The organism is Pseudomonas sp. ATCC 13867 (assembly GCF_000349845.1).
Classification (GTDB): Bacteria; Pseudomonadota; Gammaproteobacteria; order Pseudomonadales; family Pseudomonadaceae; genus Pseudomonas.
Genome location: NC_020829.1, coordinates 5,325,110 through 5,340,248, shown reverse-complemented (window position 1 = coordinate 5,340,248; position 15,139 = coordinate 5,325,110). Strand labels below are relative to the sequence as shown.

11 protein-coding genes are annotated in these 15,139 nt (G+C 66.9%); 8 read left to right on the top strand and 3 right to left on the bottom strand.

What is annotated here, in order from left to right; genetic code table 11:
• The first annotated feature begins 16 nt into the window (after positions 1-16).
• From H681_RS23890 to H681_RS23855, 8 genes are all read left to right on the top strand, one after another.
• On the top strand, positions 17-1,015 hold the full coding sequence (locus H681_RS23890; RefSeq protein WP_015479475.1) for a glycosyltransferase: 999 nt from the start codon (positions 17-19) through the stop codon (positions 1,013-1,015).
• Positions 1,012-2,247, top strand: coding sequence for a glycosyltransferase family 4 protein (locus H681_RS23885; RefSeq protein ID WP_015479474.1), 1,236 nt, complete (start codon positions 1,012-1,014; stop codon positions 2,245-2,247). Before H681_RS23890 ends, H681_RS23885 begins: the two co-directional genes overlap by 4 nt.
• Complete coding sequence (locus tag H681_RS23880; protein ID WP_015479473.1) at positions 2,216-4,840, top strand: GH39 family glycosyl hydrolase; 2,625 nt, start codon at positions 2,216-2,218, stop codon at positions 4,838-4,840. The genes H681_RS23885 and H681_RS23880 overlap by 32 nt, the downstream gene beginning before the upstream one ends.
• Positions 4,841-4,872: 32 nt before the next feature.
• Entirely contained in the window at positions 4,873-5,964 is a 1,092-nt protein-coding gene (locus tag H681_RS23875) for a glycosyltransferase family 4 protein (protein ID WP_015479472.1), read from the top strand.
• Positions 5,965-6,001: 37 nt separating this feature from the next.
• Positions 6,002-6,877, top strand: a complete 876-nt coding sequence (rfbA, locus tag H681_RS23870) for a glucose-1-phosphate thymidylyltransferase RfbA (protein WP_015479471.1) — start codon at positions 6,002-6,004, stop codon at positions 6,875-6,877.
• A 108-nt stretch (positions 6,878-6,985) separates the two neighbouring features.
• Entirely contained in the window at positions 6,986-8,386 is a 1,401-nt protein-coding gene (locus H681_RS23865) for an undecaprenyl-phosphate glucose phosphotransferase (RefSeq protein ID WP_015479470.1), read from the top strand.
• A 42-nt stretch (positions 8,387-8,428) separates the two neighbouring features.
• Positions 8,429-9,553: a polysaccharide biosynthesis/export family protein gene (locus H681_RS23860; protein ID WP_041712256.1), complete on the top strand. Its 1,125-nt coding sequence runs from the start codon at positions 8,429-8,431 to the stop codon at positions 9,551-9,553.
• 738 nt (positions 9,554-10,291) lie between these two features.
• Complete coding sequence (locus H681_RS23855) at positions 10,292-11,650, top strand: OprD family porin (RefSeq protein ID WP_015479468.1); 1,359 nt, start codon at positions 10,292-10,294, stop codon at positions 11,648-11,650.
• Between the two features lie 235 nt (positions 11,651-11,885).
• On the opposite strand, the gene aguA is transcribed toward H681_RS23855, so the two are convergent.
• The 3 genes from aguA to H681_RS23840 all read right to left on the bottom strand — a co-directional run bounded on the left by aguA (position 11,886) and on the right by H681_RS23840 (position 15,028).
• Positions 11,886-12,995, bottom strand: coding sequence for an agmatine deiminase (gene aguA / locus H681_RS23850; RefSeq protein ID WP_015479467.1), 1,110 nt, complete (start codon positions 12,993-12,995; stop codon positions 11,886-11,888).
• A gap of 274 nt (positions 12,996-13,269) precedes the next feature.
• Positions 13,270-13,911, bottom strand: a complete 642-nt coding sequence (locus H681_RS23845) for a TetR/AcrR family transcriptional regulator (protein ID WP_015479466.1) — start codon at positions 13,909-13,911, stop codon at positions 13,270-13,272.
• Positions 13,912-13,966: 55 nt separating this feature from the next.
• On the bottom strand, positions 13,967-15,028 hold the full coding sequence (locus tag H681_RS23840; RefSeq protein WP_015479465.1) for a polyamine ABC transporter substrate-binding protein: 1,062 nt from the start codon (positions 15,026-15,028) through the stop codon (positions 13,967-13,969).
• Between the last annotated feature and the right edge of the window lie 111 nt (positions 15,029-15,139).

Below are 15,139 nucleotides of genomic sequence, written 5' to 3'. Positions count from 1 at the left end.
AGGGAGATGCACCATCATGAGTGGATCGACTGTACTGGTGACGCTGACCTATGGCGACCGCCTGGAATACCTGGAGGAGTTGCTGGCCAGGGCCTTCCTGGAGCCGGACATTGGCCGCGCGATCATCGTCAGCAACGCCTCGGTGGCCGAACTGGACCGCTTGTTCAGGCTCTGGCACAACCGCGTCCAGGTGATCGAGCTGGACAGCAACACCGGCTCGGCCAACGGCTATTGCGTGGGCATCGCGGCCGCGCTGAAGACCGGCTGCGAGTACATCTGGCTGATGGACGACGACAACGCGCCGATGCCGGGCGCCTTCCCCCTGCTCAAGCAGCGCCTGCTCGACTGCATGCAACGCCACGGGGCGGACAAGACTGCGGTGCTGGGCTTCCGCCCGGAGCACCAGGCGGATGTCGTCGCCGGCGTGCCGACGCGCTTCATCGCGCCGCCGCGCTCCAGTTACTTCGGCTTCCACGTGCACCAGCTGCCGTACAAGCTCTGGCGCCGCACGCCCTGGGGCAAGCCGCACCCGCGTCCGGTGGAGCCGCTGCTGGAACTGCCGTTCGCCTATTACGGCGGACTGCTGGCGCATCGCAGCCTGATCGAGCGCATCGGCCTGCCGCGCCGCGAGCTGGTGCTCTATGCCGACGATACCGAATACACCTTCCGCATCAGCGCCACGGGCGGGCATCTCTACCTGGTGCCCGACGCCGGGCTGGATGACCTGGAGCGCTCGTGGAACCTCAAGCAGCGCACCTCCAACATCTACGAGACCTACCTGCTGGGCAGCTCGGACCTGCGCGCCTACTACGCCGCGCGCAACCAGGCCTGGTTCGACAAGAACCTGTGGGTCAGCTCGCCGCTGATGTACCGCTTCAACCGCTGGGTGTTCCTGCGCCTGCTGCACTTCTTCGCCCGGCGGCATGGCCGCGACGGACGCCTGCAACTGCTGCTGCGCGCCATTCGCGACGGTGAGGCCGGCGCGCTGGGCATGAGCCGGATGTATCCGCTATGAGACTCCTGTTCCTCAACACCCTCTATGCCCCGCACATCGGCGGCGGCGCGGAGGTGATGCTGCAGTCGATGGTCGAGGGCCTGCAGGCGCGCGGCCATGCGGTGCAGGTCCTGAGCACCGGCCCGGACGCCGGCCTGCGGAGCGACTCGCACAATGGCGTGCCGGTGCTGCGCGCCGGGATGCGCAACCTGTACTGGCCGTTCTCCGAGCAGCGCCAGGGCCCGCTGCGGCGGCTCGCCTGGCATGCCCTGGACCGTTACAACCGGGGCATGCGCGAGGTGCTGGCGCAGGTGCTGGCGCAGAGCGAGCCGGACCTGGTGGTGTGCCACAACCTGTCGGGCTGGTCCATCGCCGCCTGGGATGCGATCCGCGAGGCCGGGCTGCCCATCGTGCAGATCCTGCACGACCAGTACCTCACCTGCCCGCGCGGGATGCGCTTCAACAAGGGGCGGCATTGCCAGCGGCAGTGCGGTTCCTGTGCGCTGCTTAGGCGTTCCCATGCGGAGGCGTCGGCGCGGGTCGATGCGGTGGTCGGTGTCAGCCGCTACCAGTTGGCCGCCCTGGTCGAGGCGGGCTACTTCGCCCACAGCCAGCGCTATGTCGTCTACAACAGCGCGCCGTTCGCACCGGCACAGGGTGCGCCGGCCGCCGTGATGCCGCGTCGCCCGTTGCGCTTCGGCTTCATCGGTTCGCTGACCCCGAACAAGGGCGTGGAGTGGCTGATCGAGCAGTTCCAGAAACAGTCGCTGGACGCCTCGTTGCTGATCGCCGGGCGCGGCGAGGCGGCCTACGTGAATGCGCTGAAGTCCTCCGCCGACCCGCAGCGCGTGCACTTCGTCGGCTACCGCAAGTCCTCGGAGTTCTTCGCCGAGATCGACGTGGCCGTGGTGCCCAGCGTCGGCCCCGAATCCTTCGGCCTGGTGGCGCTGGAGGCCTGCGCCCATCGCCTGCCGGTGATCGTCTCGACCCGTGGCGGCCTCGTCGAGATCGTCCGCGACGGGCTCAACGGCCTGCACTGCGCACCCGAACGTCCCGACTCGCTGGGCGAGGCGATCCGCCGCCTGGCCCAGGACGCGCCGTTGCGCCAGCGCCTGGCCTCCCGCGCGCGGGACAGCGTGGCGTCGATGCTCAGCGTCGAGCGGATGCTCGACGAGTACGAAGCCATCCTGCGCCACACCCTGCTCAACCGTGGAGTCCGCCATGGATCTGCAATCGCCGTATCCACGCTTTGAGCCCTCGCGCGGGATCGCCTTCGACCGCTCGCTGCTGGCGCTGGCGGTGCTGGTGTCGCTGCTGCTGGTGGAGACGTTCAGCGGGGCGCTGCGTTTCTATGCCGACCAGGTCGGTCTGTCGGCGCTGGTCTACCTGCCGAAGGTGGCCTGCGTGATCGCGGTGGGCTGGGAGCTGTTCACCCGTCCGCAGCAGCGCGGCCTGTGGTTGCTGCTGGTGCTGGCGGCCGCCTCGCTGATGCTCGGGCGGTTGCACGGCGCCCAGTGGCAGGCCGGGGCGTTCAGCGTGTTCATCTACGCGCCGCTGCTGTTCGGCCTGCTCTGCGGACCCTACCTGGAGATGCACCGCAAGGCGGTGGGCTGGGCCATCGTCTTCTGCCTCGTCGCCTCGCTGGCGGGCATCGTGCTGGACATCCTCGGCAACGTGCCGTGGAAGGGATACACCTACTCGATGGGCGGGGTCGAGATCAGCGGCAACCGCGCCTGGAGCGCCTACGGACTGGATCGCATCGCCGGCTTCTCGCGGATGTCGTCGAGCCTGGCGATCATGCTGTCGATCTTCAGCCTGTACCTGGGCTCGTTCCGGCTACCGTTGCTGGTGCGCGGGCTGATCTACCTGGTGGCGCTGGCGGGGATCGCCCTGACCACCAACAAATCCTCCGCCGTCGCCTTCGTCATCGCCCTGCTGGTGATGAGCGTCGCCCGCAATCGCCTGCTGTTCCTGCTGGCCGCCCTCGTGGTGGTGCTCGGCGCGCTGGCGCTGCCGCTCTATGGCCTGTTCGGGGGCATCGAGCCGTACCTGGCCAGCTCCAGCGGCGACAACCTGATCGGCTCGATGGTGGATCGCCTGGTCAACACCTGGCCGAGTCTGATCAAGGTGATGGAATACAACGGCTGGACCGTCACCGGCGCCGGGCTGGGGATGACCGGAAGCGCCTACGGGGCGTACCCGGTGTTCGGCGTCGAGCAACTGGCGGTGGCGGACAACTCGCTGCTGTACCTCTGGCTGCTGTTCGGCGTCGCCGGCGTCGCGCTCTATGCGCTGGCGGTACCGATGCTGATGCGCCTGCAGCGCCAGCCGGGCAGTGAGGCGCGCGCGCTGCTGGGCATCGCCTACTGCACCCTGCTGGTCGGCTGGACCAGCGACGTGCTGGAGGCGCAGGTGCCCAGCCTGTTCCTCGGCCTGGCGATCGGCCGGGCGCTGCGTCTGCCGGATGAGCTGGCCACGCCGCCGGCGCCGCAGGCCTGGCGCCTGCAAGGCAAGGGACGGTTGCTGAGCCTGCTGCTGGGCGGGACACTGTTGTTCGCCGGAGCAGGGCAGGCGCCCCAGGCGCTGGCCAGCCAGACGCCGGCGGCCGGACAGGACGCGCCGGAATTCATCGTCGGCGCCAGCACGCACCAGAACCTCCGTCCGGGCAACCGCGACGGCATCAACCGCCTGGCGCAACGGGCCGGCATCCTATCGTTCCGCGACGACGCCTTCTGGTCCAGCGTCGAGCGCGAGGCCAACGTGCTGTCCATCGACGCCAGCTGGCGCGCGCAACTGCGCAGCACCCGCAGCCTGGGTATCAGCACCCTGCTGATCCTCGGCCTGGAGAATCAGTTCCACGGCAACGCCAAGCCGCGCGACGAGACCTCCCGCGCCGCCTTCCTGCGCTATGTGCGCTACGTGGTGCGCAGCTTCAAGGGGCAGGTGGCGATCTACGAGGTGTGGAACGAGTGGGATGTGGAAAACCCCACCGACAAGGCATTCAGCGACGACTACCTGACCCTGGTCCGCGCCACCGCCCAGGCGATCCGCGAGGAGGACCCGCAGGCCAAGGTGATCGCCGGCGCGGTGACCCTGCGCGGCATCCGCCAGGGCTTCGCCGAGCGCCTGGTCGCCGGTGGGCTGCTGGACGTGGCCGACGGCCTGTCCCTGCACCCGTCGGTGTATTGCGAGGGCGAGCTGGCGACGCCGGAGAACTGGCTGGCGTGGTTCAAGGGCGTCAACCAGACGCTCGAACGCGCCGCCGGCAAGCCGGTGCCGCTGTACTTCACCGAGTTCAGCTGGCCGGCCCACGACGGCGCCTGCGGGATCAGCCGCGAACGCCAGGCGGCCTACCTGGCGCGCGCCTACTTCCTGTTGCGCAGCCTGCCGAACGTGAAGGGCTCCTGGTGGTACGACCTGGTGGACGACGGCATCGACCGCCGCGACATGGAGCACAACTTCGGCCTGCTCACCGCCGACGGCCAGCCCAAGCCGGCCTACCACGCGATGACCAGCGTGGCCGCGATCATCGGCCACTACCGCTTCGCCGGCCGGGTGCCCAACGATGACCCGAACGTCTATCTGCTGCGTTTCGCCAAGGCCGACGACGAAATCCTGGTGGCCTGGACCCTGGGCCGCGAGCAGAGCCTGAAGATCACCAGCCAGCCGGGCAGTTCCGACACCCTCTGGCGCCTGCGCGACTTCGACGGCGTGAGCACCGGCCAGGGCGAGAAAGTGCCCTGGGACTGCCCCTCGGGCGGTGGCGCGTGCCAGGCCAGCATCCGTATCGATAACGCTCCGACGCTGCTGCGCAGCGCCCCGGGCTACCAGCTGTCGCTGCGTTGAGCACAACGCGACGACTCGCCGAGAGGACTTCCATGATCGTGATCAACGGGCGTTTCCTGTCCCAGGAAATCAGCGGCGTGCAACGCTTCGCCGAGCAGATCTCGCTGTCGCTGGCGCGCCTGCGCGGCGATGTGCGCTTCGTCGCGCCACCCGGCCCGCTGCCGCGGGAGGAGATCGCCCAGCGCCTGAACGTCGAGCGCATCGGGCGCCACCGCGGGCACCTGTGGGAGCAGGTCGACCTGCCGCTGTGGCTGGCGCGCAACGGCCGGCCGCTGCTGGTGTCGCTGTGCAATACCGCGCCGCTGGCCTACGGCCGGCAGTTGGCGACGCACCACGACATCGCCTATGTGCGCCATCCCGAGAGCTTTTCCTGGCGCTTCCGCGTGCTGTACCGGACGCTGACCCCGCTGATGCTGCGGCGGGTGCTGGCGCTGGTCAGCGTCAGCGAGTTCTCCCGCCGGGAGATCGCCGCGCACTACCGCTTCCCCGCCGAGCGCATCCATGTGATCGGCAACGCGGTCTCCGCCGCGTTCTGTCCCGGCCCCGTGGCCACGGGCGGGCGGCCCTATCTGCTGGCGGTGTCCTCGCCGGCGGCGCACAAGAATTTCGCCCAGATGATCGAGGCGTTCGACCTGCTGCGGGACCTGGACGTCGACCTGCATATCGTCGGCTCGGCCAGCCGCAGCTTCGTCGATTACCGGCTGCAGTCCAGCGAACAGCACGAACGCGTGCGCTGGCTGGGGCGCATCGACGATAGCCGGCTGATCGAGGAGTACCGCGGCGCGGCGGCCTTCGTCTTCCCCTCGCTCTACGAAGGCTTCGGCATACCGCCGCTGGAGGCGCAGGCCTGCGGCTGCCCGGTGATCGCCGCCCGCAGCGCTTCGATACCCGAGGTGCTGGGCAACTCGGCGCTGTATTTCGATCCCGTCGATACGCAGGCCCTGGCCACGGCGATGCGCCGCGTGCTGCGGGACGCGAAGTTGCGCGGCGGCCTGCGCAACGCCGGGTTGGAGAACGTCCTGCGCTACTCCTGGGACCTTTCCGCGCTGCGTCTTTCCAGCCTGATCGACTCCTTTCTAGCCGAAGGCGCGGACTGTCTGCCGCGCTTCAACTCGCTCGAATAGCCCGGTTTCGGGCGATTCCGCCAAGGAGGCAATTGCCATGAAAGGCATCATCCTCGCCGGAGGCTCCGGCACCCGCCTGCACCCCATTACCCTGGGGGTGTCCAAGCAACTGCTGCCGATCTACGACAAGCCGATGGTGTATTACCCGCTGTCGGTGCTGATGCTCGCCGGCATCGACGACATCCTGTTGATCTGCGCGCCCGCCGACCTGGCCAACTTCCGCGCGCTGCTCGGCGACGGCGAACGTTTCGGTGTGCGCCTGCAGTACGCGGTGCAGCCTTCGCCGGACGGCCTGGCCCAGGCCTTCCTGATCGGCGCGGAGTTCATCGGCGACGACTCGGTGTGCCTGGTGCTGGGCGACAATATCTTCTACGGCCAGAGCTTCACCCAGACCCTGCGCGAGGCCGCCTCGCGCGAGCGCGGCGCCACGGTGTTCGGCTACCAGGTGGCCGACCCCGGGCGCTTCGGCGTGGTGGAGTTCGACGACGACGGCAACGTGCTCTCCATCGAGGAGAAGCCACGGCTGCCACGCTCCAACTACGCGGTCACTGGCCTGTACTTCTACGACAACCGGGTGCTGGAGATGGCCCGGCAGATCCGCCCCTCGGCGCGTGGCGAGCTGGAAATCACCGACATCAACAATGCCTACCTGGCGCTCGGCGAGCTGCGCGTGAGCCTGCTGGGGCGCGGCTTCGCCTGGCTGGACACCGGGACCCACGAATCGCTGATGGAGGCCGGTCACTTCGTCCAGACCATCGAGGCGCGGCAGGGGCTGAAGGTCGCCTGCCTGGAGGAAATCGCCTTCCAGCAGGGCTGGCTTTCCACCGAGGGCCTGGCCTTGCAGGCCGAGCGCCTGGGCAAGACCGGCTATGGCCGCTACCTGCAGCAACTGCTGCTGGACGCCCGCCCTTGAGCCCGCTCGCCGCCGCCCTGGCCGGTCGGCCGTGGCGGCGCGTCATCGATCCGTCTGCCTTGAGTGGCAGCGGCGCCGGGATGGGCGCCGAGTGTTGTGAGGTTTTCCATGTCCATTCGATCGAAGGGAATACTGCGGGCCAACCAGTCACTTCTGGCGCTGGCTCACCGTCTGCTCGATCTGCTGGTCATCGTCCTCTCCGGGGCGATTCTCCTGAGTGACGGCAGCGGTCTGCCGGATTCCCGTGCCTGGGTGTCGGTGCTGCTGTGCGTGATGTTGTTCCACTGGCTGGGCGAGCTCAACCGGCTCTACGGTTCCTGGCGCGGCGAATCGATGCTGCGCGAGTCGCTGATCGTCACCAGCTACTGGTCGCTGACGTTCTTCGCCGTGCTGCTGCTGGACGTGGCCGTGCGCCACGGCATCGTCATCGACGCCTCCCGCTTCGTCTGGTTCGCCGTTGCGCTGCTGGTGATGTGTGCGTACCGCCTGCTGTTGCGCATCCTCCTGCGCCTGGCGCGCCGGCATGGTTTCAACAGCCGCAATGTCGCCATCTACGGCACCGGGGAAGTCGGCGCGCACCTGGCCTCGACCATCCTCGATGCACCGTGGATGGGGTTGCGCCTGGTCGGCTTCTACGACGACCGGCCGCAGCAGATGGCGTTGGATACGCGGGTGGCGGTCAAGGGCGGGCGCCTGGCGCTGATCGAGGCGGCGCGCAGCGGACAGATCGACAAGGTCTACCTGACCCTGCCGCTCTCCCGCGAGCCGCTGCTCAACGAACTGATTCGCGAACTCTCCGACACCACGGTGTCGGTCTACCTGATTCCCGACCTGTTCATGTTCGACCTGCTGCACGCGCGCAGCGAGAGCATCAACGGCCTGGAAACCATCAGCATCTTCGACACCCCTATGGACGGGCCCAACGCAGTGCTCAAGCGCATCGAGGACGTGGTCCTCGCCTCGCTGATCCTGCTGCTGGTGTCGGTGCCAATGCTGCTGATCGCTGTGGCGGTGAAGCTCACCTCGCGCGGCCCGGTGCTGTTCCGCCAGACCCGCTACGGGATGGATGGCCGGCCGATCCGCGTGTGGAAGTTCCGCAGCATGACCGTCATGGAGGACGGTGCGCAGGTGATCCAGGCCTCGCGCAACGACTGCCGTGTCACCCGCCTGGGCGCGTTCCTGCGACGCTCCTCGCTGGATGAGCTGCCGCAGTTCTTCAACGTCCTGCGCGGCGACATGTCGGTGGTAGGGCCCCGGCCCCATGCGGTCGCGCACAACGAGCAATACCGCCGTCAGGTCAGTCGCTACATGCTGCGCCACAAGGTCAAGCCCGGTATCACCGGGTGGGCCCAGGTCAACGGCTGGCGTGGCGAGACCGACACCCTGGAAAAGATGCAGAAACGCATCGAGTTCGATCTGGACTACATCGAGAACTGGTCCGTCTGGTGGGACCTGAAGATCGTTGGGCTGACCCTGTTCAAAGGGTTCGTCCACCGTAACGCGTTCTGAGTCAGTCCCCCTACCAACACCCTGCTTCAAGGAAGGATCGCCATGAAAACTCTGTTCGTGATCGGTCTTGTTGTCGGCAGTCTGACGCTACAAGGCTGTGTGTTCTCCCCCGGTCAGCACATGACGGATTCCGATATAGAAAAAGAGGCGCAGAAAGAGGGCATGCGCATCACCCTCGTCCCCATCACGCCGCAAGTGCTGCAAAGCCAGGAAATGGCCCGCGGCAATGATCCGGGGCTGCCGGCGGAGCTGCTGTCGTACCGGCCGCAGCAGGGCGAATACGTGATCGGCGCGGGGGACGTCCTGCTGGTCACCGTCTGGGACCACCCGGAACTGACCAGCCCCGGCTCGACGCAGCAGATGGAAGCCAACGGCCGCGTGGTCGGCGCCGACGGCAACATCTTCTTCCCCTACGCCGGCACCGTGGCGGCGGAAGGCCGGACGCCCACGATGCTGCGCGGCGAACTGGCCCGCCGACTGGCCAGGAAGGGCATCGTCGACCCGCAGGTGGACGTCACCGTGCTGCGTTATGCGAGCCAGCACGTGGTGATGTCCGGGGCCTTCCAGAACGGCGGCCAGATGGAGCTGAACAACACGCCGACGACGCTGGTGCAGGCCGTGAGCAAGGCCGGCGTGATCGCCGGCGAGGCCGACCTGTCGGGGCTGACGCTCAGGCGCGGTGGGCGTGAGTACCTTATCGACGTCGATGCGCTCAACCGCACCGGTTCCACCCTGAGCGGCATCTACCTGAAGAACGGCGACCAGATCCACCTGCCCTACAACGATCGCAAGAAGGTCTACGTGGTGGGCGAGGTCGAGCGTCCGCAAGTGGTGACCTACCGCACCACCGGCCTGACGCTGCTGGAAGTGTTGGGCAGCGCGGGCGGCCTCAGCCCGGAAACCTCCGACGGCGACTCGGTCTACGTGATCCGCGCCGGCCAGTTGCAGCCGAGCGCCAACGGCGCCCAGGCCGCCGTCACGGCACAGGTCTTCCACCTGGAAGCGAAGCGGCCCACGGCCTTCGCCCTGGCGCGCGACTTCGCCATGCAGCCGCAGGACGTGGTGTTCATCGGGCCGGCCAACATTACCCGTTGGAACCGCTTCATCAGCCAACTGCTGCCGTCGGCGTCCTTCATCGGCACCAGTTCGGCGGTAGGAAATAACTGACCGGGACCGTCCACCCCGCGGTTCCGTCTTTTCTTGGGCATCCCCTAGCAATGCCCATAACCCGTCAGCGTTGCAGCGTTGGCGGGTTTCTTTTTTTCTGCCATCGGGTATCCCGCCTATTGGCGTGGGAATCCGGCTATGCGCTGTTTCGCGCTTTCCCTCTATTTCGTACTGATTCGAGGTACCTCGTCCGAGGAGCAGCCTCGGGCGGAGCCTCGTGGTAACATATATTCCATACGGATATTACGTTCTAATAATTAATTCTTTTTTGATTTATAGAGCATCTTTTATCGTGACCCCAGCGCTGCCGCGAGGACGGTTGGCCAGTGCGGTTGGGGTGGCGGTTATCCGCCAGCGGAACCAAGGTTCGTGGCGGTTTCCCGCTGATGTGTCCGAGGGAATGGGTCGGCCGGCAAGCCTGAAAGGCTGAGCTGGCGGGGGATCGGGCAGGCGAGGCCGGTTGGCCTGGGGATTGCCTAGCCAGTGGTGCATGCCCTGTGCAGCGCCACAACAACAAGACACGAGACCCGATCCATGCACTCCCTTCCTTCTTCCGCCTTCCCGCCTGCTTGCCTGCGCGTCACCCCTGCCTAGGGGAGCGCTGAAAACCTGTGAATACCGCAGCCGCGCGCATCCGTACGCGCCGTGGCCGCTGCTTGCCGTTCGGGCGGGCTCCGGGGGAGCCGACTGTTGCGCTGAATGGCCTGTTTTCAAGATCAATAAAATGGGGAAATTCCAATGAAAAGCCGCACTCTCACACAATCGAGCCTGGCGCTCGCCATCGCTGCCGCAGGCCTGGCCCAGTCGGCCGTCGCCGGCGGGTTCATCGAGGACAGCAAGGCCAGCCTCACCCTGCGCAACTTCTACATCAACACCGATAACCGCAACGGCAGCAACGAGCCGAGCAAGCAGGAAGAGTGGGGCCAGGGCTTCCTGCTCAACTACACCTCCGGCTTCACCGAAGGCACCGTGGGCTTCGGCGTCGACGCGCTGGGCCTGCTCGGGGTTCGCCTCGACAGTGGCAAGGGCACACATTACAACCCGAGCAGCTCGAACTTTTCCGGGACTGTCTTCCCCACCGACAGCGATGGCCGTGCGGTGGACGATTTCGCCCACCTGGGCGCCACCGGCAAGGTGAAGGTGTCCTCCACCGAGCTGCGCTACGGCACCCTCCTGCCGAAGCTGCCGGTGGTCACCTACAACGACGGCCGCCTGCTGCCGCAGACCTTCGACGGCGGCCAGATCACCTCCAACGAGATCAAGGACCTGACCCTGATCGGCGGCCAGCTGGAACACACGAAGGGCCGCAGCTCCAGCAACAACGAGGGGCTGTCCATCGCCGGCGCCAACAACGCCCGCACCGGCGAGTTCGTCAACAAGTTCTACTACGGCGGCGCCGACTACAAGCTGACCAAGGACCTGACGCTGCAGTACTACTACGGCAACCTGCAGGACTTCTACAAACAGCATTTCCTCGGCCTGCAGCACAGCTGGGCGATCGGCCCGGGCGTGCTCAAGAGCGACCTGCGCTACTTCCACAGCAGCGACGACGGCAAGAACGGCCACGACAAGAACTTCTACACCACCGGCTACTACGGCAGCGGCGTGACCAAGGGCGAGGTCGACAACCGCGCCTGGAGCGGCCTGTTCACCTACACCGTGAGCGGTCACAGTTTCGGCGCCGGCTACCAGCAGCTCAGCGGCGACAGCGACTTCCCGTTCATCAACAACGGTGACGGCGCCACGGCCTACCTGATCACCGACGTGCAGATCGGCAAGTTCCTGCGCGCCGGCGAGCGCACCTGGCAGGTCCGCTACGGCTACGACTTCGCCCAGTCCGGCCTGCCGGGCCTGACCTTCCAGACCCTGTACCTGCGCGGCGACAACATCGACACCGCGTATGGCGACAAGAGCGAGTGGGAGCGTGACATCTCCCTGGCCTACGTGATCCCGGACGGCACCTTCAAGGGCCTGGGCTTCACCTGGAAGAACGCTGCCCTGCGCAGTGGCCTGCCGACCAGCGGCACGGGCACCGCGACCCAGCGCGACCAGGACGAGAACCGCCTGATCGTCAGCTACACCATCCCGCTGCTGTAAGTCTGGCGGGCTCTCCGAAAGCCGCCGTCCTCGCAAGAGGCGGCGGTTTTTTTCTTGGGCGCCGGGCTGCTTTTCGTAAGCGAGCTTGCTCGCGAACGGATTCGCCGGCGGCGCCGGAGCCGATGCGGTTCGCGAGCAAGCTCGCTCCTACACGAGACGTTCCGGTAGGGGCTTCTGCGGAATGTAAAAGGGCCGTCGTCCGGGAAGGCGACGGCCCTTTTTCAGTGCCAGCGAGTCAGCGCTTCTGCGGTGCCGGCTGCTGCTGGGTGATGCAATGGATGTTGCCGCCGCCCAGGAGGATCTCGCGGCCCGGTACCATCACCACTTCGTGCTCGGGGAAGATGCGCTTCAAGGTGGCTTCGGCCTCGGCATCCGCCGGATCGTCGAAGCGCGGGGCGATGATGCCGCCGTTGACGATCAGGAAGTTGACGTAGGAGCCGGCCAGGCGGATCGACGGATCGCGCGGCTGGGTGCCGATCACCATGTCGACGCCTTCGCACTCGGCTTCGGTCGCATGGATCGGACCGGGGATGACGATCTTGTGCACGGTGAGTTGGCGGCCCTTGGCGTCACGGGCGGTCTCCAGCACGCGCAGGGCGGCCTGGCAGCGCGCGTAGTTCGGGTCGTTGACGTCGTCGGTCCAGGCCAGCAGGACTTCGCCGGGGCGCACGTAGCAGCAGAAGTTGTCCACATGACCGTCGGTTTCGTCGTTGAACAGGCCGTCCGGCAGCCAGATCACGGTGTCGATGGCCAGGTGCCCGCGCAGGTTGGCCTCGATCTCTTCGCGCGTCAGGTGCGGGTTGCGGTTGTGGTTGAGCAGGCATTCCTCGGTGGTGATCAGGGTGCCTTCGCCGTCCACGTGGATCGAGCCGCCTTCCAGTACGAAGCCTTCGGTGCGGTAGCCGGCGCAGCGCTCGATGCCGAGGATCTTGCTCGCCACCTGGTCGTCGCGGTGCCAGGGGAAGTACAGGCCGCCTTCCAGGCCGCCCCAGGCGTTGAAGGTCCAGTCCACGCCGCGCACTTCGCCCTTGTCGTCGGTGACGAAGGTCGGGCCGGTGTCGCGCACCCAGGCGTCGTCGTTACTGATTTCCACCACGCGAATGTTCGTTGCGTCGGCCAGTTGGGCGCGGGCGTTCTCGTACTGACCGGCGGAGACGCCGATGGTCACCGGCTCGAAGCGGGCGATGGCGCGGGCCACGGCGCTGAAGGCGGCCTGCGCGGGCTTGCCGCCCAGGCGCCAGTTGTCCGGACGCTCGGGCCAGACCATCCAGGTCTGGGTATGGGGTTCCCATTCCGCCGGCATGCGGAAGCCATCGGCGCGGGGAGTGCTGGTCAGCGTGGTCATGGGGCGGTCCTTGGTGAGTGCTTCGACGGGTGTGGGCAAGGTGGATACTTATCGATGGGTACCGTTGCGTTCCACCCATCCTGCGGTGTGGGTTATGTCATTCGAGAGGACGTCGCCGTCGAGTGCCGCAAGCGGCCAGTATAGGTCGCCCGCCAAGGCACCGCGCCGAGGCGTCTTCAGGTGGAAGGATTTATAGCCGATAAAAATCGATTTATGAAGGGTGATATGGAAATATTTCGCCCGCCTGTCCGAGTGCTTGTCGGATATAAATCGATTATTTGAGGGGCGCGGGCCGTTTCGGCAGGCAGGGCGGCAGGTACAGCGACAGGTAGGCGTCGATCACCCGCATGCCTTCCTCGGCCAGGCGCTCGGTGATCTGCCCGTGGCGTTGCACGGAGAGGGCGTAGACGCGGTCGCCCAGTTCGATGGCCAGGCTGAATACTTCGAGGTCCTGCGGTAGCGGCGGCAGCTCGAAGTGGCGTTCGAACAGTTCGCGCATGGCCTGGCCGAGTTGCACGTCGTGCTGGCTGTCGGCCTGGGTGACTTCGGCGAGACCGTGGCTGGCGAGGATCAACTGGCGCGCGGCGGCGTCATCGGCGTACACCGCGAGGGTGCGTTGCTCGACCAGCCGCGCAAGGTCGCGCCAGTCGCGCAGGGAGGCGTGGTCGACGGGCTGCTCCAGGCAGGCGCGGAAGGCGGCGTGGACGTCGCTGGTCAGGCCCTGGAGCAGGGCCGGCACGCTGGGGAAGAAGTGGTAGACGGAGGATGGCGGTATCCCCGCGCGTTCGGCCACTACGTAGATCGACAGGTTCGCCGCGCCGCTCTCGGCCAGCAGGGTGCGGGCAGCCTCGAGGATCACGGCGATACGTGCCTGGCTGCTGGCGCGGGGCTTGCGAGTAGGAGAGGGGGCGAGCATGAAGACCTCCGGAGCTGGGCGGCTATTGGACGCCAGCTCCGGGGTACTCGGCAAGTCAGCTGCCGCCGGCGCGCAGCGTGTCCCAGACTTCGAGGATCACCGGAGCGGTCTTCTCCGGCGCGGTTTCCAGGGCGAACAGGCGGCGCTTGGTCTCCTGGTCCGGGTAGAGGCCGGGCTGGTCGCGCAGGGCGGCATCGAGGAACGGCGCGGAATCCTTGTTGCTGTTGGGGTAGAGGGTGGCGGTAGTGATCTGCGCGGCGATCTTGGGCTGCATCAGGTAGTCGATGAACCTGTGCGCCAGGTCGGGATGCTCGGCGGAGGTGGGGATCACCAGGTTGTCGATGAACAGCACCGAGCCTTCCTGCGGCACCACGAAGCGTACCGGCTGGCCGGCGTTGGCCGCGCCCAGGGCGTCGCCGACCCAGGCCATGGCGACGCACAGCTTGCCGGCATTGAGGTCCTGGATGTAGCGCTCGCTGTCGATGTAGCGCAGGTTCGGGCGCAGCTCGGCGAGCACTTCGCCGGCGCGGCGGATCTGCGACGGCGCGCTGCGGGCGAAGTTGCGGCCCTGGTAGTTCATCAGCACCGAGAAGGCTTCGTCCGGGGCATCCAGGATGCTCATCCCGCAGGCCTTCAGGCGTTGGCTCTGCTGCGGGTCGAACAGGATGCTCCAACTGTCGGGCAGCTTGCCGCCGTAGGCCTTCTCCGCTTCGGGTTCGTTGATCGCCAGGCCCACGGCGCCCCACAGGTAGGGTACGGCATGCCGGTTGTTCGGGTCGACGGCGGCCAGCTTGCTCAGCAGCTGGGTGTCGAGGTGGCTGCGGTTGGGCAGCTTGGCGAAGTCCAGCGGCTGGATCAGCTTGTCCCTGATCAGCGCCGGCAGGTCGTTGTGCGAGGGCACCGCGACGTCGATGTGCTCGCCGCTGGCCAGGGCCTTCTTGACCTCTTCGGCGGTGCTGTAGGTGTGGTACTCGACGCGGATGCCGGTGTCCTTCTCGAAGTCCTTGAGCACCTCGGGGGCGATGTAGTCGTTCCAGTTATAGATGCGAATGACCGAGTCGGCCCAGCCGGACAACGGGCACAACAGCAGCAGAATCAAGGCGTACAGGCGTGGCATTGGCGATCTCCCTGAATGAACCACGTAATCAGCGGATGCGGCGTCAGCCGCGGAAAGCGCGAGCAGCAAAGACACGACGAAGCGATGGACGCCCGGATCGGGCGGACGGAG

Coding starts and splice junctions, on each gene's coding strand:
- H681_RS23865 (WP_015479470.1), top strand. CDS start 6,986: ATGTCCATTCGATCGAAGGGAATACTGCGGGCCAACCAGTCACTTCTG.
- aguA (WP_015479467.1), bottom strand. CDS start 12,995: ATGACCACGCTGACCAGCACTCCCCGCGCCGATGGCTTCCGCATGCCG.
- H681_RS23860 (WP_041712256.1), top strand. CDS start 8,429: ATGAAAACTCTGTTCGTGATCGGTCTTGTTGTCGGCAGTCTGACGCTA.
- H681_RS23840 (WP_015479465.1), bottom strand. CDS start 15,028: ATGCCACGCCTGTACGCCTTGATTCTGCTGCTGTTGTGCCCGTTGTCC.
- H681_RS23855 (WP_015479468.1), top strand. CDS start 10,292: ATGAAAAGCCGCACTCTCACACAATCGAGCCTGGCGCTCGCCATCGCT.
- H681_RS23885 (WP_015479474.1), top strand. CDS start 1,012: ATGAGACTCCTGTTCCTCAACACCCTCTATGCCCCGCACATCGGCGGC.
- H681_RS23845 (WP_015479466.1), bottom strand. CDS start 13,911: ATGCTCGCCCCCTCTCCTACTCGCAAGCCCCGCGCCAGCAGCCAGGCA.
- rfbA (WP_015479471.1), top strand. CDS start 6,002: ATGAAAGGCATCATCCTCGCCGGAGGCTCCGGCACCCGCCTGCACCCC.
- H681_RS23875 (WP_015479472.1), top strand. CDS start 4,873: ATGATCGTGATCAACGGGCGTTTCCTGTCCCAGGAAATCAGCGGCGTG.
- H681_RS23890 (WP_015479475.1), top strand. CDS start 17: ATGAGTGGATCGACTGTACTGGTGACGCTGACCTATGGCGACCGCCTG.
- H681_RS23880 (WP_015479473.1), top strand. CDS start 2,216: ATGGATCTGCAATCGCCGTATCCACGCTTTGAGCCCTCGCGCGGGATC.